Origin of the sequence: Mycobacterium sp. UM_Kg27, from assembly GCF_000972905.1 — a bacterium.
Lineage (GTDB): Bacteria > Actinomycetota > Actinomycetes > Mycobacteriales > Mycobacteriaceae > Mycobacterium.
Window position 1 is genome coordinate 1 of record NZ_JRMM01000100.1, and the last position, 16,419, is coordinate 16,419.

Sequence of the window (16,419 nt, forward strand, 5' to 3'; positions counted from 1 at the left end):
ATGTGTATAAGAGACAGCCGTTGATCCCAATCACGCTAGCGCAGCGCTCGATCCGCTACCGGCCGCCGCCGCTGTCTGGACTGGCGGACCCGGGCAGACTCACTACGCTGGCGGAAGACGCATTCGGCAACGGGGCCACCACCCCGATGACAGCACCCGCGACGAAGGGAACGGATCACAGCATGCCGCTGAAGGCCCCGGTTGACCCCGATGCCGTCCGCTCGTTGTCCACCGCGATGCGCGAAGGCTCGCAGGCGGCCCACGATGCCGCCGAGGCCTCGCCGTTCGTGTCGGAGCTGATGGACGGCAAGGTCAACGAGCAGGGCTACGTCGACTACCTGCTGCGGTTGCGGATGGTCTACGCCGCACTGGAGGCCGCGGTACGGGCGAACCGCGACGACGCACTCGTCGCGTCGGTGTACGACCCGGCCCTGGAGCGGCTCTCCGCGATCGAGGCCGACCTGGAGTTCTGGGCCGGTGGAGCCGTCGCGGAAGTCGAATCACCCGCCGCTCAGGCCTACTGCGACCGCATCGCCGGCGCCTCGGCCGGCGAGTTGCTGGCCCACCACTACACCCGCTACCTCGGAGACCTCTCCGGCGGCCAGGCGATCGGACGGGTGCTGGACCGCACGTTCGCGCTCGGCGGCGCCGGCCTGGCGTTCTACGAGTTCCCGGTGCGGGCGAAACCGTACAAGGACGCCTACCGTGCCCGACTCGACCAGCTCGGTCTGGAGCCCGACGAGATCGACGGGGTGGTCGACGAGGTCCGGCACGCCTTCGGACTCAACCAGGACCTGTTCGACGAACTGGCCGAGAACCTGGCGGCCTATTACCGCGACTCCGCGGGTTAGCCCGCCGAATCTGCGGCGGTTCGCCGGCGCGCTCGGCTCACCGCCTGCCGGACCGACTCCAGCTGCTCGGCCACCCGCACCGGCGCGGTACCGCCGCGGGCGTCCCGCGAGCCCACCGACCCCTCGACCGTCAGCACCTGACGTACCCGCGGGGTGAGCTCCGGGCTGATGGCGGCCAGTTCGTCGTCGGTCAGCTCGTCGAGGCCGACGCCGCGCCGCTCGGCAACCTTCACCGCCGCCCCCGCGGCCTCGTGGGCGATGCGGAACGGGACACCTTGGCGCACCAGCCATTCGGCGATATCGGTGGCCAGGGTGTAGCCGGCCGGTGCCAGCGCGGACATCCGCTCGGTGTCGAAGCGCAGGGTGCCGACCAGCCCGGCCATCGCCGGCAACAGCAGCTCGAGCTGCGCCGCCGAGTCGAACACCGGCTCCTTGTCCTCCTGCAGGTCGCGGTTGTAGGCCAGCGGCTGGGCTTTGAGCGTCGCCAGCAGGCCGGTCAGGTTGCCGATCAACCGGCCGGACTTGCCGCGGGCCAGCTCGGCGATGTCGGGATTCTTCTTCTGCGGCATGATCGAGCTGCCGGTCGACCAGGAGTCATGCAGCACGGCGTAGCCGAATTCCGTTGAGCTCCACAAGATGATGTCTTCGGCCAACCGGGACAGGTCGACGGCGATCATCGCGAACACGAAGGCGGCCTCGGCGGCGAAGTCGCGGGCGGCGGTGGCGTCGATCGAGTTGTCCGCGGCCGCGGTGAACCCGAGTTCGGCGGCGATGGCGTCCGGGTTCAGGCCCAGTGACGAGCCGGCCAGCGCGCCCGACCCGTACGGCGAGACGGCGGCGCGGGCGTCGAAGTCGATGATCCGGTCCACGTCGCGCAGCAGCGGGTGGGCGTGGGCCAGCAGATGGTGGGCCAGCAGCACCGGCTGCGCGGACTGCAGGTGGGTCTTGCCCGGCATGATGGCGTCCGGGTGGGCGCCGGCCTGGTGGGCCAGCGCTTCGACCACGTCGAGCACTCCGGCGGCGACGCGGCGTACCGCGTCGCGCAGCCACATCCGAAACAGCGTGGCCACCTGGTCGTTTCGTGACCGCCCGGCGCGCAGCCGGCCGCCCAGATCAGGACCGACCCGGTCGATCAGGCCGCGCTCCAGCGCGCCGTGCACGTCTTCGTCGGTGACCAGCGGCCCGAAGCTGCCGTCGGCGACGTCTGCGCCGAGACTGTCCAGGCCGGCCAGCAGGCCGTCACGCTGCTCGTCGGTGAGCAGCCCGGCGTGAAAGAGCACCTTCGCGTGCGCCTTGGAGGCAGCCACGTCGTAGGGCGCCAGCACCCAGTCGAAGTGGGTGGATTTGCTCAGCGCCGCCAGCGCGTCGGACGGTCCTTCGGCGAACCGCCCGCCCCACAGTGATCCTTCGTTGGTGCTCATTTCGGCCCCCTTGTTGCGCCGAGTGGCACTTTCACGACGCCACACCGGCGTGTCGCGTCGTCAGAATGGCACTCGCGGCCAAGGACCGGGATCACGAACCCAGATCCCGGCGGGCGGAGATCTTGGAGCTCAACCCGTGGATCTGGACGAAGCCACGCGCCGCGGTCTGGTCGAAAGTGTCGCCCTCGTCGTAGGTGGCCAGGTTGAAGTCATACAGCGACTCCGCGCTGCGCCGGCCGTTGATGATGATGCTGCCGCCGTGCAGGACCAGGCGGATGTCACCGGAGACGTGCTGCTGGGTGTCCTCGACGAACACCTCCAGCGACCGCTTGAGCGGGCTGAACCACAGACCGTCATAGGTGAGCTCGCCCCACTTGCGGTCCACACCACGCTTGTAGCGGCCCAGTTCGCGCTCCAGGGTGACGTGCTCGAGCTCGGTGTGCGCGGTGATCAGCACCATCGCGCCGGGCGCCTCGTAGATCTCGCGGCTCTTGATGCCCACCAGCCGGTCCTCGACCACGTCCAGCCGGCCCACGCCCTGCGCGCCGGCCCGGGTGTTGAGCTCCTGGATGATCTGCAGCACGCTGAGCGGGCGACCGTCGATGGCCACCGGGCGGCCCTTATCGAAGCTGATGATCAGCTCGTCGGGGGCGTTGAAGTTGACCGTCGGGTCCTCGGTGTAGTCGTAGACGTCCTTGGTGGGGGCGTTCCACAGGTCTTCGAGGAATCCGGTCTCCACCGCGCGGCCCCACACGTTCTGGTCGATGGAGAACGGCGAGCGCTTGGTGACGTTGATCGGGATGTCGTTCTGCTCGGCGAACGCGATGGCCTTCTCCCGGGTCCAGGCGTAGTCGCGGACCGGGGCGATCACGTCGAGTTCGGGTGCGAGCGAGGCGAAGCCGACCTCGAAGCGGACCTGGTCGTTGCCCTTGCCGGTGCAGCCGTGGGCGACGATGGTGCCGCCATGGCTGCGCGCGGCGTCCACCAGGTGCTTGACGATCAGCGGCCGGCTGATGGCCGAGACCAGCGGGTAGCGGTCCATGTAGAGCGCGTTGGCCTTGATGGTCGGCAGGCAGTACTCGTCGGCGAACTCGTCGCGGGCGTCGACCACGACGGCCTCCACCGCGCCGCAGTCCAGGGCGCGCTGGCGCACCACTTCCATGTCCTCGCCGCCCTGGCCGAGGTCGATGGCGACGGCGACGACTTCGCGGCCGGTCTCCTTGCCGATCCAGCTGATCGCCACCGAAGTGTCCAGGCCGCCGGAATACGCCAGGATGACGCGTTCGGACATCGAGTTCTCCTTGCTTTGTGTTGCTGTGTGCTTGTGGGTGTTACTGCAGGTCGTTGAGGGTGGCCGCGAGTTCGGCGCCGGTCATCGGCTCACGGGCCGCCACGAAGATGGTGTCATCCCCGGCGATGGTGCCGACGACGTACGGTAGCGCGGCCCGGTCGATGGCACTGGCCAGGTAGTCCGCCGCCCCGGGCGGGGTGCGCAGCACGGCGAGATTTCCGGTGGCATCGGTGGACACCAGCAGCTCGCCCAGCAGCCGGGACAGCCGGTCGGTGCCGCCGGACAAGCGCAGCGGGTTGCCGTCCTCGGGAATGACGTATCCCCCGGCCCCGCCATCGGGACCCCGCAGTTTCACCGCGCCCAGCTCTTCGAGGTCACGCGACAGGGTGGCCTGGGTGACCTCGATGCCGTCGGCGGCCAGGAGGGTGGCCAGCTCGGTCTGGCTGCGCACCACGGCCGAGGACAGCACCTCCACGATGCGGGCCTGGCGGCCCACCCGCGAGACGGTGCTGTCGGCGCGGCTCATCGTGACCGTTCCAGCAACCACACCAACAGCGCCTTCTGCGCGTGCAGGCGGTTCTCGGCTTCGTCCCACACCGCGCTGCGCGGCCCGTCGATCACCGAGTCGGTGATCTCGTCGCCGCGGTGCGCCGGCAGGCAGTGCAGCACCGTGACGTCCGGGTCGGCCAGGCCGACGAGTTCGTCGTTGATCTGGAAGGGCCGAAACGGCGCCACCCGGTCCAGGCCGTCGTCCTCCTGGCCCATCGAGGTCCAAGTGTCGGTGACCAACACGTCGGCTCCGGCGGCGGCCTTGACCGCGTCGGCGGTGAGGGTGACCGAGGCGCCGGTGTCGGCGGCGCGTTCCCGCGCGGCGGCGACGACGGCCGGGTCGGGGGTGAAGCCTTCGGGGGCGGCGACGGTGACGTGCACCCCGGCGGTCACCCCGCCGAGCATCAGCGAGTGCGCCATGTTGTTGGCGCCGTCGCCGAGGTAGGTCAGCTTGAGCCCCTTGAGTGCGCCTTTGCGTTCGGCGATGGTCTGCAGGTCGGCCAGCACCTGGCAGGGGTGGAACTCATCGGAGAGCGCGTTGACGATCGGCACCGTCGCGGTGCTGGCCATCGCGGTCAGCCGGTCCTGGGCGAACGTGCGCCACACGATGGCATCGACGTACCGCGACAGCACCTGCCCGGTGTCTTCGAGGGTTTCGTCGCGGCCCAGCTGGGTGGAGCGGCCGTCGACGACGACGGCGTGCCCGCCGAGTTGGGCGATGCCGATCTCGAAGGAGAACCGGGTGCGGGTGGAGTTCTTGTCGAAGATCACCGCCACTCCGCGCGGGCCTTCCAGCGGCCGCCGGCTGAACGGCGCCGCTTTCAGTTCTGCTGCCAGAGCCAGGATTTCGGCCTGCTCGGCCGGTGTGACGTCGTCGTCGCGGAGGAAGTGGCGGATCATTGTGCTGCCTCCTGGGCGGTGTCGAGGATGCCCGGCAGGGCGGTGATGAAGCTGCCGATCTGTTCCTCGGTGACGATCAGCGGCGGCGCCAGCCGGACCACGCCCGCCGCGGCGGCGTTGACCAGGAAGCCGGCCTCGCGGGCGGCCAGTTCGACGGCCTTGGCCTTGGGCTCGGTGAGCACCACGCCGGCCAGCAGGCCCTTGCCCCGGACGTGGTCGACCAGCGGATGGCCCAGTTCCTCGATGCCGTGGCTCAGCGTCTTGCCCAGCGTGGCGGCCCGGGCGATCAGGTCGCCGTCGGCCAGCGCCCGCAGCACCGCCAACGCCGCCGCGGTGCACACCGGGTTGCCGCCGAAGGTGCTGCCGTGCAGGCCCGGCGTCAGCAGGTCACCGGCCGCGCCGACCGCCAGGCAGGCACCGATGGGCAGGCCGCCGCCCAGGCCCTTGGCCAGCGTGATGATGTCGGGGGTGATGCCGTCGTGCTGGTGGGCGTAGAAGGCGCCGGTGCGCCCGATCCCGGTCTGGACTTCGTCGAGCACCAGCAGGGCGCCGTGGGCGGCGGTGATACCGCGGGCCTCGGCCAGGTAGCCGGCGGGTGGGGTGACGACGCCGCCCTCCCCCATGATCGGCTCCAGAAACACTGCGGCGGTGCTCGAATCGACAGCCGCGGCCAACGCCTTGGTGTCGCCGTAGGGCACGTGGATGATGTCGCCGGGTAGCGGCTCGAACGGCGCCTGCTTGTCGGGCTGCCCGGTCAGCGCCAGTGACCCCATGGTGCGGCCGTGGAAAGCGCCTTGGGCGGCAACGATCTTCGTCTTGCCGGTGAGCCGGGTCATCTTGAAGGCCACTTCGTTGGCCTCGGTTCCCGAGTTGCAGAAGAAGACTCGCGCCGGGACGCCCAGATGGCCTACCAGGCCCTCGGCCAGCGCGATGCCCGGCTCGGTGGCATACAGGTTGGAGGTGTGGCCCAACGTGTTCAGCTGGGCGGTGACGGCCTCGATCACCGCAGGGTGCCGGTGGCCGAGCACGTTGACCGCGATGCCGCCCAGCAGGTCGACGTAGCTCTTGCCCGAATCGTCGGTCACCACCGCGCCCTCCCCGCTGACCAGTGCCAGCGGCGGGGTGCCGTAGTTGTTCATCATCACCGCCTGCCAGCGGTCTTGAAGACTCATGGGTTTACCACCTTGGTTCCGGTGCCGGCGTGGGTGAAAAGCTCAACCAGCACGCAGTGTTCGACGCGGCCGTCGATGATGTGGGCGCTGGGCACCCCGCCGCGGACGGCGCGCAGGCAGCCTTCGACTTTGGGGATCATGCCGGACTCCAGTCGCGGCAACAGTTGCTCCAATGTGGCGGTGTCGATCTCACTGACCAGCGAATCGGTGTTGGGCCAGTCGGTGTAGAGGCCGTCGACGTCGGTGAGCATCAACAGTTTCTCGGCCTGCAGCGCTTCGGCCAGCGCGGCCGCCGCGGTGTCGGCGTTGATGTTGTGCACCACCCCGTCGGGATCTGGCGCCAGGGTGGAGACCACCGGAATCCGGCCTGCGGCAATCAAATCCAGCACCGCGGCGGTGTTGACTTTGTCGACGTCGCCGACCAGCCCGATGTCGGTGGCGACCCCGTCGACGTTCACGCTGCGCCGCACCGCGGTGAACAGCGCGGCGTCCTCGCCGGTGATGCCCACCGCGTACGGGCCGTGGGCGTTGATCAGGCCGACGAGTTCGCGGCCGACCTGACCGAACAGCACCATGCGCGCCACGTCGAGCACTTCCGGTGTGGTGACCCGGAATCCGCCCTTGAAGTCCCCTTCGATGCCGAGTTTCTTGAGCATGGCGCTGATCTGCGGCCCGCCGCCGTGCACCACCACCGGGTGGATGCCGCAGTTGCGCAGGAAGGCCATGTCGGCGGCGAACGCGTGCTTGAGGGTGTCGTCGGTCATGGCGTTGCCGCCGTACTTGACGACGACGATCTTGCCGTGCAGCTGCTTGAGCCACGGCAGGGCTTCCGCCAGTACCTGGGCTTTGACGGTGGTGGTGAGTTCTGTCATGAGGAATACGCGGAATTCTCTTCGACGTAGGCGTGTGACAGGTCGGTGGTGCGCACCATGGCCTGCCCGCTGCCGAGGTGCAGTTCGACGGTCACGCGGATGTCGGCCCCGGACAGGTCGACCTCCCGGGCTCCGGGCATCGGCGTTCCGTCGGAGAAGACCGGGGATCCGTTGAACGACACCGTGATCCGGTCGGGGTCGATGGTGAACGGCACCATCCCGACGGCGGCCAGCACCCGCCCCCAGTTGGGGTCCGAGCCGAACAGCGCGGTCTTGACCAGGCTGTCGCGGGCCACGATCCGCGCGGCGATCAGGGCGTCGGCGTCGCTGCCGGCGCCGCTGACGGTGATCGACACCCGCTTGGTGACGCCCTCGGCGTCGGCCTGAAGCTGGGCGCACAGGTCGTCGCAGACGGCCAGCACCGCGGCGTCCAGGTCGTCTTGGCTGGGCGTGATCTCGCTGGCGCCCGACGCCAGCAGCAGCACCGTGTCGTTGGTGGAGCAGCTGCCGTCGATGTCGAGCCGGTCGAACGTCACCGCGGTGGCCCGCCGCAGGGCGGCGTCCAGCGCGGCCGCGTCGACCTTGGCGTCGGTGGTCAGCACCACCAGCATGGTGGCCAGCGACGGCGCCAGCATGCCGGCACCCTTGGCCATGCCGCCCACGGTCCAGTCGCCCTTGTGGTGCAGCGCAACCTGTTTGGGGACGGTGTCGGTGGTCATGATGGCGCGGGCGGCTTCGTCTCCGCCGACCAGGCCGCCGGCCATGGCCTGCACCACGTCGGTGACACCGGCCAGCAGCTTGTCCATCGGCAGCCGGTCACCGATCAGACCGGTGGAGCAGACCGCCACCTCGGCGGCCCCGGTCTCGGTGCCCCAGTGCGACAGTGCCGCCGCGACCGCTTCGGCGGTGGTGTGCGTGTCTTGGAAACCGCCCGGCCCGGTGCAGGCGTTGGCGCCGCCAGAGTTCAGGATCACCGCCCGCAGCCGGCCGCCCTTGAGCACCTGCTGGCTCCACTGCACCGGCGCGGCCTTGACCTGGTTACTGGTGAACACACCGGCCGCCGCATAGTCCGGGCCCTCGTTGAACACCAGCGCCAGATCCGGATTCCCGGAAACCTTGATACCGGCCGCGATTCCCGCGGCCCGGAATCCTCCGGGTGCGGTGACACCCTGCTCGCGCACCAGCCGAACGTCAGTCATGGCGCCACTCCTACAACGGAAAGCCCTTCGGTCTCCGGCCAGCCCAGCGCCAGGTTCATCGCCTGCACGGCTGCGCCGCCGGTGCCCTTGACCAGGTTGTCGATCGCCGCGATCGCGATGAACGTCGAGGCGTCCTGGTCCACGGCGACCGCAAGGTGGGCGGCGTTGCTGCCGATCACCGATCCGGTCTTGGGCAGCTGGCCTTCGGGCAGCAGGTACACGAACGGCTCGTCGTGATAGGCCTTTTCGTAGACCACGCGCAATTCCGACAGCGGCGCCGTGGTCTTGGCGGTGCAGGTGGCCAAGATGCCCCGCGATGCCGGGATCAGCACCGGGACGAACGCGACGCTGACGTCGCGGTGGGTGACCGCCCGCAGTCCCTGACTGATCTCCGGGGTGTGCCGGTGGGCGCCGCCGATGTTGTAGGCCCGCGCCGATCCGATGACCTCCGAGCCCAAAAGGTCGACCTTGGCGGCCTTTCCGGCGCCGGAGGTGCCACTGACGGCGACCACGGTGACGTCGGGTTCCACCAGTCCGGCGGCGACGGCCGGGAACAGCGCCAGCAGCGCCGCGGTCGGGTAGCAGCCCGGCACCGCGATTCGCCGGGCGTCCTTGAGTTTGTCGCGACCGCCGGGCAACTCGGGCAGACCGTAGGGCCAGGTGCCGGAGTGCGCCGAGCCGTAGAAGCGTTCCCAGTCGGTCGGATCGCCCAGCCGGAAGTCCGCGCCGCAGTCCACCACCAGGGTGTTGTCGTCGAGTTGCTCAGCGAGCACCGCCGAATGCCCGTGCGGCAGGCCGAGGAACACCACGTCGTGTCCGGCGAGGGTGTCGACCTCGGTCGGCTCGAGGACGCGGTCGGCCAGCGGCACCAGATGCGGGTGCTGTTCGCCCAGGGTGCTGCCGGCGTTGCCGGCGGCGGTCAGGGCGCCGATGCTCAGCCGGCCGTCGGCGTAGGCGGGATGCCCGAGCAGCAGCCGCAGGATCTCCCCGCCGGCGTAGCCGCTGGCACCAGCCACCGCCACTTTGATCGCTTTGGTCACTCGGCGATTCTGCATGATTATGCGTTTATACGCAAACTAATTACGGCGGGGTGCGGGCACGAACGTGCCAGCTGCACGGTAGCCGACCGTCAGGCCGCTCCGGCATCGCGGTAGGCCTCCAACAGTCGCAGCCAGATCTCACTGATCGTCGGGAAACACGGCACGGCGTGCCACAGCCGGCTGATCGGCACCCGGCCGGCGACGGCGACGGTGGCCGAATGCAGCAGCTCAGCCACGCCGGGGCCCACGAAGGCCACGCCGAGCAGGACCGATTCGTCGGCGTCGACCACCATGCGGGCCCGCCCGCGGTAGCCGTCGGCGTGCAGATTGGCCCCCATCACCGTGTCGCCGATCTCCACGTCCACCACCTGCACCCGGTGGCCGGCCCGCTCGGCCTGCTCGGCGGTGAGCCCGACCGCGGCCGCCTCGGGGTCGGTGAAGAAGACCTGCGGTACGGCGTGGTGGTCGGCGGTGGCGGCGTGCATGCCCCACGGCGCGGTGTCCAGTGGCTCCCCGGCGGCCCGGGCGCCGATGGCGTCGCCGGCGATGCGCGCCTGATATTTGCCCTCGTGGGTGAGCAGTGCGCGGTGATTGGCGTCGCCGCAGGCATACAGCCACCCCTCCTCGACGGCGCGCACCCGGCAGGTGTCATCGACCTCCAGCCAGTCGCCGGGGGTGAGTCCGACGGTTTCCAGGCCGATGTCGCCGGTGAGCGGGGTGCGGCCGGTCGCGAACAAGATCTCGTCGACGTCGAGCTCGGTGCCGTCGGTCAGCTCCAGGCGCACCGGGCCGTCGCCCGCCCGCTCGAGCCGGGCCACCGAAACACCGGTGCGCACGTCGACTCCGGCGTCGGCCAGCCCGCGAGCGACGTATTCGCCGACGAACGGTTCCATCCGCGGCAGCAACCCCGAGCCGCGCACCAGCAGCGTCACCGCCGAACCCAATCCCTGCCAGGCGGTGGCCATCTCGACGCCCACACCGCCGGCCCCGACCACGGCGAGGCGCCCCGGCACCGACGTGGCCTCGGTGGCTTCGCGGTTCGTCCACGCACGGGCGTCGGCCATGCCCGGCAGATCCGGCAGGGACGCGCGGGTTCCGGTGCAGATGACGACGGCGTGCCGGGCGGTCAGCGTCACGTCGCCGCCGTCGGTGGCGACCACCACCCGTCGTGGCCCGTCCAGGCGACCGTGGCCGCGCACCAGCGTCGCTCCGACCCCCTCGATCCAGTCGGCCTGCCCGGAGTCGTTCCAGTCCCCCACATAGTGATTGCGGCGCCGAAACACCCCGGCGGCATCGATCGAAGAGCTGACGGCCTGTCGTGCGCCGTCGACGCGGCGCGCATCATCGAGCGCGAGCACCGGCCGCAGCAGGGCCTTGCTGGGCACGCAGGCCCAGTAGGAACATTCGCCGCCGATGAGTTCGCGTTCCACGATCGCCACGCTCAGCCCGGCGGCGCGGGCGCGGTCGGCGACGTTCTCCCCGACCGGTCCGGCACCGAGGACGACGACGTCGTACGTTTCGGTCATCTGAGCGCGTCCTCTCGAAGCTGTTTGGCGAGGAAAGCTGGATCCATCCCAGCACGGACTCCCCGGGTACGCCACTGCGAGCTTGCCCAGCTGTTTCCCGGGCAAGCCCGTGGATGCCGCGCATCTGACCAGCGGCAGTACAGAATGTAAGCGGAAACTCGTGCATTGCCGACTACGATAGGCACGATGGGGACTTTGACGATCCGCACTGATTCCGAGGTGGAACGGGCCTTGGCCGAGCTGACCAGCGGGGGCCGTTCGCGGTCGGAGGCCGCTCGCGCGGCGATCTTGGATGCCGAACGCGCTCGCCGCCGGGAGCGTATGCGTGCCGAAGCCGAAGAACTGCGCAACGACCCCGACGATGTTGCTGCCTCGCGCGAGCTCGCAGCAGAGATGGACACCATCCGTGCGTGGTGACGTGTACCGCCTGCGAGCCCCGAAGGAAGCACGCGGCCACGAGCAATCCGGGTGGCGCTACGCGGTCGTGGTGCAGTCCGATGATCTTCCGCTATCGACCTGGATCGTCGCGCCAACCTCGACCGGCCGTCGCGCGGCCTCGTTCCGCCCAGAAATTGAAATCGGCGGCGGCACAACCCGCGTGCTGGTCGAGCAACTCACCGTGATCGATCCGCAGCAGCGCCTCGGCGAGTTCGTCGGCCGGTTGAGTACCGGCGAGCTGCAAGACGTCGACACCGCCCTGCGCTCGGTGCTGGCACTGGACTGAGGAAGTTGACCGTGCCGCCGGGCTCGGAAGTCTAGCCCCGCAGGGCGGCGCCGACGGCCTCCCCGGCGCGGATCACGGCGGCGTCGCGGGCCGCACTGGCCTCGTCCTCGGTCAGCGTGCGATCGGCGGCCCGGAAGCGCAGCGCGAACGCCAGCGACTTGCGGCCCTCGCCGACCTGCGGGCCGGTGTAGACGTCGAACAGTGCGATGTCCTCCAGCAGCTCTCCGGCGCCCTCGCGCACCGCGTCGGCCACCGATTGCGCGGTCACCTTCTCATCGACCACCAGGGCCAGGTCCTGGAACACCGCCGGGAACGGCGACACCCGGGGAGCCGGCAGCGCTGCGGTCACTGGAATGGCGTCCAGGTTCAGCTCGACGGCACAGGTGCCCTTGGGCAGGCCGGCGCGTTCGATGACGGCCGGGTGCAGCTGGCCGGCGTGGCCGATCAGGGTCTCGCCGACGAGCACCTCGGCGCAGCGGCCCGGATGCCACGGCAGGTGGGCCGCGGAGCGCAGGGTGACCTCGACGCCGCTGGCGCGGGCGATCACCCGTGCCGCCTCGATGGCGTCGGCGGCTTCCACCGGCCGGCCCGGGCCCCATGGTCCCCGGGGTTCGGCCAGGCCGGTCAGTGCGACCGCGATGTGCTGCGGCTGGCGCGGCAGGGCGGCATCGATTCCGTCGATCTCGGCGTCGGTCGGGCGCCTGGCAGGTGTGACGGCCGGGAACTCGGCGGGACCCGCGGACTGCACCACTTGGGCGATGGCGAACAGGGCGACGTCACTCATGCCGCGGGACACGTTGCGGCCCAAGGCTTCCAACAGTCCGGGCAGCAAAGTACTGGCCAGCTGGGGCCGGTCGGCCTCCAGCGGGTTGAGCACCGACACCGTGGCGCGGCGCGGGTCGTCGTCGGCCAGCCCCCAGGTGTCGAACACTCCGGCGGGCAGGAACGGCGTGGCCAGCACCTCGACGTAGCCGGCCAGGGCCAGCGACTTGCCGATCGCGCGGCGCCGACGCTGGGTGGCAGTCAGGCCACGCCCGGCCGGCGCGGCGGGCAGCACCGACGGAATGGACTCCAGTCCCTCCAGCCGCAGCACCTCCTCGACCAGGTCGGCCGGCTGGCGCAGATCTGGGCGCCAGCTCGGCGGGGTGACGGTCAACACGTCCCCGGCGACCGCCACCTCGCAGCCGATCTGGGTCAGCCGCCGAACCGTGGTGCCCCCGGGGTAGCTCACCCCCGCGGTGCGGTCCGGCAGGTCGGCGGGAATCTCGATCGGAGCCTGGCTCCAGTTCTCGACGGGCGGCTCCCCGCGCCAGTCAGTCAGGCCCGATTCGATGACTCCCCCGGCGATTTCGGCCAGCAGGCTCGCACAGCGGTCCAACACGGCCACCGAGATGGCCGGATCCACGGAGCGCTCATAGCGCCGAGCGGCTTCGCTGGGCAGGTGCAGCCGCCGCGCGGTCCGTGACACCGCGGCGGGGTCCCAGATCGCGGCCTCCAGCAGCACATCGGTTGAGTCGTCGCGCATTTCGGTGCTGCCCGAGCCCATCACGCCGCCGATCGCGGCGGTGGCGACGTCGTCGACGATGAGCACGTCGACCGGTTCCAGTTTGCGTTCGATGCCATCGAGGGTGTTGACGGTTTCGCCGGGCGCGGCGAAGCGGACGTCGAAGCCGCCGGTGATGCGGGCCCGGTCGTGGGCGTGCATCGGGTGGCCGAGTTCGACCATCACGTAGTTGGTGGCGTCGACGGCCGGGGAGATCGCCCGGATGCCGCACAGCGCCAGGCGACGTTGCAGCCACCACGGCGATACCGCTGCCGGGTCGATGCCGGTGACGCTGCGCAGCGCGAAGCGGCGTACCCCGGTGCCCGGCTGCACACTCAGCGGCCACGCCTCACCCTCGGCGGGCAGCGCCGGCACCGCAGCCGGGTCGGCGAAGTCCAGGTCCAGGGCGCAGGCGATGTCGCGTGCCAGCCCACGCACCGACATGCAGTAGCCGCGGTCGGGGGTGATGGCCAGCTCGTAGACCACGTCGTCGAGGCCCAGTACTTCCGCGGCGTCCGCACCGGGCTCGGCGGTGCCCTCCGGCAGCACCAGGATGCCGGAATGGTCGGTGCTCAGCCGTATTTCGGACGCCGAGCAGATCATGCCGTCGGAGGTGCGGCCGTAGGTCTTGCGGGTGGCGATGGTGAAATCACCGGGCAGCACCGCGCCGGGCAGTGCGACGGCCACCAAGTCACCGACGGCGAAATTGCTGGCACCGCAGACGATGTCACGCGGCTCGGCCTCGCCGACGTCGACACGGCAGGCCCGGATCGGCTTCTTGAATTCGGTGAGTTCCTCGATCTCGACCACCCGGCCGACCTTGAACGGCCCGGTGACCGGGCCCAGGGTGTGCACGCCCTCGACCTCGTGGCCGATCCGCAGCAGCGCCTGCTCGAGTTCGGCGGCGGTGATGTCGAATCCCGGCGCTCCGGCGATCAGCATCTCACGCAACCAGCTGTAGGGAATACGCATCAGGCGCCCACCCCGAATGGCAGGGAGAACCGGACGTCGCCCTCGACCATGTCGCGCATGTCGGGGATTCCGTTGCGAAACTGCAGGGTTCGCTCCAATCCCATACCGAACGCGAAGCCGGAGTATTCGGCCGGGTCGATGCCCACCGCACGCAAGACGTTGGGGTGCACCATCCCGCAGCCACCCCATTCCACCCAGCCGGGCCCGCCCTTTTTGCCCTCGAACCAGATGTCGACCTCGGCCGACGGTTCGGTGAACGGGAAGAAGTGCGGCCGGATACGGGTCTTGGCGGCCGGCCCAAACTCGGACTGGGCGAAGGCGTCCAGGGTGCCGCGCAGGTGCGCCATGGTCAGACCGCGGTCGACCGCGAGCCCCTCGACCTGGTGGAACACCGGGGTGTGGGTGGCGTCGAGTTCGTCGGTGCGGAAGGTGCGCCCGATCGAAACGACGTAGACCGGCAGTTCGCGGGCCAGCAGGGCGCGGATCTGCACCGGGGAGGTGTGGGTGCGCAGCAGTTGCCGCGATCCGGGCGGGGCGATGTGGAAGGTGTCCTGATCACTGCGCGCGGGGTGGTCGACCGGGAAGTTCAGCGCGTCGAAGTTGAAGTGCTCGGCTTCGACCTCGGGGCCCTCGGCCAGTTCCCAGCCCATCGCGACGAAGGTGTCGGCGACGTGTTCGGCGAGCATGGTGATGGGGTGCCGGGCGCCCACGGGCTTGCGGGCCGAGGGCAGCGTGACGTCGATGCTCTCGGCGGCCAGCACGGCGGCGTCGCGTTCGGCGCGCAGGGCCGCCAGGCGCTCGTCGTAGGCGCGCTGGGCATCGGTGCGCACGGCATTGACGCGCTTGCCCGCGTCGGCACGCTCGGTCTTGTCCAGCTTGGCCAGCGCCTGGCGGGCCACCGCCAGCGGCGCCTTGTCACCGAGGTGCTCGGTTTTGGCGTGGGCCAGCGCATCCAGGTCGGCGGCCGCGGCAAACGCGGCCTGCGCCGCCTGCAGCGCTGAGGTCAGGGTCGCGTCGGAGACGACGGACGGGGCCAACTGTTCAGCAGGCTGATTGCCCACGGACGAAACTCCCCCTACTGGCTGTGATTGTGGCTGAGACGCAAGCGTCGATCTTATCGACATGACGACGAAAGCCCCGCACGCGGTGTGCGGGGCTCTCGTCGAGTGGGTTAAGGAGCCTTGGGCTCGGCTCCAGCGCCGCCGGCGCCGCCTTCGACACCGCTGGTGTTGGTGGGCGCGGGGGGCTTGGTGCCCGCCGTTCCCGCCACGCTGCCCGACTTGCCGCCGGTGCCACCGGTGCCACCGGCACCACCCTTGACGGTGCCGACGCCGTCGCCGCCGTTACCACCCTTGCCGCCATCGCCACCTTCACCTTCGGTGTTGGTCGCGGTGCTGCTGCCACCGTTGCCGCCCGCACCTCCGGCGCCAACCTGCACGGGCCTGCCGTTGGTCGGTGCGGTGCCGCCGTTGCTGGTCAGGCTGCCGCCGTTACCGCCGGCGCCGCCGATACCGCCGTCACCTTCGGTGCTGTTGCCACCGGCTCCACCGGCGCCGCCGTTCTGGGCCCGCCAGCTGCCGCCGCCGCTGTTTCCGCCCTGTCCGCCGTTGCCGCCGTTACCGGTGGTGCCGGTGCCACCGGCCCCGCCGGCTCCCCCGGTGCCGCCGGAGCCGAACTTGTTGCCACCGTCAATGCCGCTGACGCCTTCACCGCCGTCACCACCATTGCCGCCGGTCACACCATTGCCGCCGGCGCCACCCTTGCCGCCGCTGCCGCCGAAGCCCAGGATCTGGCCCTTGCCGGTCACGCTGCCATTGGCGTCATTCCAGCCGGTGCCCTTGGCACCACTACCGCCGTCGCCGCCGTCGCCACCCTCCTTGCTGGTGCTGGCACCGCCGGCGCCGCCGCTGCCGCCGCTGCCACCGGTGATGGTGCCCTGGCCGCCGTCACCGCCTGCGCCACCTTCGCCACCCTTGCCGCTGACGGCCGGGGGGGCGTCGCCCTCGGGGGCCTTGACGGTTGCGGCGCCACCGGCACCGCCCGCGCCGCCGGTGCCGCCCCAGATGACCGTGGTGCCAGAAGCGTCTGCGGCGGCGGCGCCGCCATCGCCACCCTCGCCACCTTTACCGCCGTCGCCGGTCGTCGCCGCGCCACCCGCGCCGCCCGCGCCACCGGCGCCCGAGACGCCCAGGACGGTGCCGGCCCCGAACTTGTTGGTGAAGCCGTCGATGCCCCAGGTGCCGTCGGACTTCCAGCCGGTCGCTCCGGCGCCCTTGCCGCCAGCTCCGCCGTCGCCGCCATCCCCGGTCCCGGTGACCGCACCGCCCGCACCACCGGCACCGCCGACACCGCCGTACTG

Annotated in this window: 14 protein-coding genes and 1 pseudogene; 3 read left to right on the forward strand and 12 right to left on the reverse strand. The window is 70.6% G+C overall.

Features of this window, described 5'->3' with window-relative positions:
* The first annotated feature begins 182 nt into the window (after window positions 1-182).
* The gene (locus tag LI94_RS15205) at window positions 183-851 is read left to right on the forward strand and encodes a biliverdin-producing heme oxygenase (RefSeq protein ID WP_046301703.1); all 669 of its coding nucleotides are present in this window, start codon (window positions 183-185) and stop codon (window positions 849-851) included.
* Here LI94_RS15205 and argH read toward each other — a convergent pair.
* From argH to LI94_RS15250, 9 genes are all read right to left on the reverse strand, one after another.
* Window positions 848-2,272 carry an argininosuccinate lyase gene (gene argH / locus LI94_RS15210; RefSeq protein ID WP_046301694.1) on the reverse strand — a complete coding sequence of 475 codons (1,425 nt, stop codon included), beginning with the start codon at window positions 2,270-2,272 and terminating at the stop codon, window positions 848-850. The genes LI94_RS15205 and argH overlap by 4 nt on opposite strands.
* A 91-nt stretch (window positions 2,273-2,363) precedes the next feature.
* Window positions 2,364-3,563, reverse strand: a complete 1,200-nt coding sequence (locus LI94_RS15215; RefSeq protein WP_024442897.1) for an argininosuccinate synthase — start codon at window positions 3,561-3,563, stop codon at window positions 2,364-2,366.
* A gap of 40 nt (window positions 3,564-3,603) precedes the next feature.
* Window positions 3,604-4,089, reverse strand: coding sequence for an arginine repressor (locus LI94_RS15220; RefSeq protein WP_046301695.1), 486 nt, complete (start codon window positions 4,087-4,089; stop codon window positions 3,604-3,606).
* Window positions 4,086-5,012, reverse strand: a complete 927-nt coding sequence (gene argF, locus LI94_RS15225) for an ornithine carbamoyltransferase (RefSeq protein WP_046301696.1) — start codon at window positions 5,010-5,012, stop codon at window positions 4,086-4,088. Before argF ends, LI94_RS15220 begins: the two co-directional genes overlap by 4 nt.
* A complete protein-coding gene (locus tag LI94_RS15230) occupies window positions 5,009-6,184 on the reverse strand; it encodes an acetylornithine transaminase (RefSeq protein WP_046301697.1) in 1,176 nt (391 codons plus the stop codon). The genes argF and LI94_RS15230 overlap by 4 nt, the downstream gene beginning before the upstream one ends.
* The gene (gene argB / locus LI94_RS15235) at window positions 6,181-7,056 is read right to left on the reverse strand and encodes an acetylglutamate kinase (RefSeq protein WP_024442893.1); all 876 of its coding nucleotides are present in this window, start codon (window positions 7,054-7,056) and stop codon (window positions 6,181-6,183) included. The genes LI94_RS15230 and argB overlap by 4 nt, the downstream gene beginning before the upstream one ends.
* Window positions 7,053-8,255 (reverse strand): bifunctional glutamate N-acetyltransferase/amino-acid acetyltransferase ArgJ, encoded by a 1,203-nt coding sequence (argJ, locus tag LI94_RS15240; protein ID WP_024442892.1) that lies wholly within the window; start codon window positions 8,253-8,255, stop codon window positions 7,053-7,055. The genes argB and argJ overlap by 4 nt, the downstream gene beginning before the upstream one ends.
* On the reverse strand, window positions 8,252-9,310 hold the full coding sequence (argC, locus tag LI94_RS15245) for an N-acetyl-gamma-glutamyl-phosphate reductase (RefSeq protein ID WP_046301698.1): 1,059 nt from the start codon (window positions 9,308-9,310) through the stop codon (window positions 8,252-8,254). The genes argJ and argC overlap by 4 nt, the downstream gene beginning before the upstream one ends.
* Before the next feature lie 74 nt (window positions 9,311-9,384).
* Entirely contained in the window at window positions 9,385-10,821 is a 1,437-nt protein-coding gene (locus tag LI94_RS15250) for an NAD(P)/FAD-dependent oxidoreductase (RefSeq protein ID WP_046301699.1), read from the reverse strand.
* Between the two features lie 186 nt (window positions 10,822-11,007).
* Here LI94_RS15250 and LI94_RS15255 point away from each other — a divergent pair, with 186 nt between their 5' ends.
* Both LI94_RS15255 and LI94_RS15260 read left to right on the forward strand, forming a co-directional pair.
* Window positions 11,008-11,238 carry a hypothetical protein gene (locus LI94_RS15255; RefSeq protein ID WP_024442889.1) on the forward strand — a complete coding sequence of 77 codons (231 nt, stop codon included), beginning with the start codon at window positions 11,008-11,010 and terminating at the stop codon, window positions 11,236-11,238.
* Entirely contained in the window at window positions 11,228-11,545 is a 318-nt protein-coding gene (locus LI94_RS15260) for a type II toxin-antitoxin system PemK/MazF family toxin (protein ID WP_046301700.1), read from the forward strand. The genes LI94_RS15255 and LI94_RS15260 overlap by 11 nt, the downstream gene beginning before the upstream one ends.
* A gap of 31 nt (window positions 11,546-11,576) precedes the next feature.
* On the opposite strand, the gene pheT is transcribed toward LI94_RS15260, so the two are convergent.
* The 3 genes and pseudogenes from pheT to LI94_RS23875 form a co-directional block, all read right to left on the reverse strand.
* Complete coding sequence (gene pheT, locus LI94_RS15265; protein ID WP_046301701.1) at window positions 11,577-14,060, reverse strand: phenylalanine--tRNA ligase subunit beta; 2,484 nt, start codon at window positions 14,058-14,060, stop codon at window positions 11,577-11,579.
* Window positions 14,060-15,121: a phenylalanine--tRNA ligase subunit alpha gene (pheS, locus tag LI94_RS15270; RefSeq protein WP_046301702.1), complete on the reverse strand. Its 1,062-nt coding sequence runs from the start codon at window positions 15,119-15,121 to the stop codon at window positions 14,060-14,062. The genes pheT and pheS overlap by 1 nt, the downstream gene beginning before the upstream one ends.
* A 110-nt stretch (window positions 15,122-15,231) precedes the next feature.
* Window positions 15,232-16,419: pseudogene (locus LI94_RS23875) on the reverse strand (PE family protein); the annotation flags it as partial.

Bases quoted from the DNA above. Each gene is read 5' to 3' on its own strand.
- LI94_RS15255 (WP_024442889.1), top strand. From the start codon at position 11,008: ATGGGGACTTTGACGATCCGCACTGATTCCGAGGTGGAACGGGCCTTG.
- pheT (WP_046301701.1), bottom strand. From the start codon at position 14,060: ATGCGTATTCCCTACAGCTGGTTGCGTGAGATGCTGATCGCCGGAGCG.
- argB (WP_024442893.1), bottom strand. From the start codon at position 7,056: ATGACAGAACTCACCACCACCGTCAAAGCCCAGGTACTGGCGGAAGCC.
- LI94_RS15215 (WP_024442897.1), bottom strand. From the start codon at position 3,563: ATGTCCGAACGCGTCATCCTGGCGTATTCCGGCGGCCTGGACACTTCG.
- argH (WP_046301694.1), bottom strand. From the start codon at position 2,272: ATGAGCACCAACGAAGGATCACTGTGGGGCGGGCGGTTCGCCGAAGGA.
- argJ (WP_024442892.1), bottom strand. From the start codon at position 8,255: ATGACTGACGTTCGGCTGGTGCGCGAGCAGGGTGTCACCGCACCCGGA.
- LI94_RS15230 (WP_046301697.1), bottom strand. From the start codon at position 6,184: ATGAGTCTTCAAGACCGCTGGCAGGCGGTGATGATGAACAACTACGGC.
- LI94_RS15250 (WP_046301699.1), bottom strand. From the start codon at position 10,821: ATGACCGAAACGTACGACGTCGTCGTCCTCGGTGCCGGACCGGTCGGG.
- LI94_RS15205 (WP_046301703.1), top strand. From the start codon at position 183: ATGCCGCTGAAGGCCCCGGTTGACCCCGATGCCGTCCGCTCGTTGTCC.
- argC (WP_046301698.1), bottom strand. From the start codon at position 9,310: ATGCAGAATCGCCGAGTGACCAAAGCGATCAAAGTGGCGGTGGCTGGT.
- LI94_RS15220 (WP_046301695.1), bottom strand. From the start codon at position 4,089: ATGAGCCGCGCCGACAGCACCGTCTCGCGGGTGGGCCGCCAGGCCCGC.
- argF (WP_046301696.1), bottom strand. From the start codon at position 5,012: ATGATCCGCCACTTCCTCCGCGACGACGACGTCACACCGGCCGAGCAG.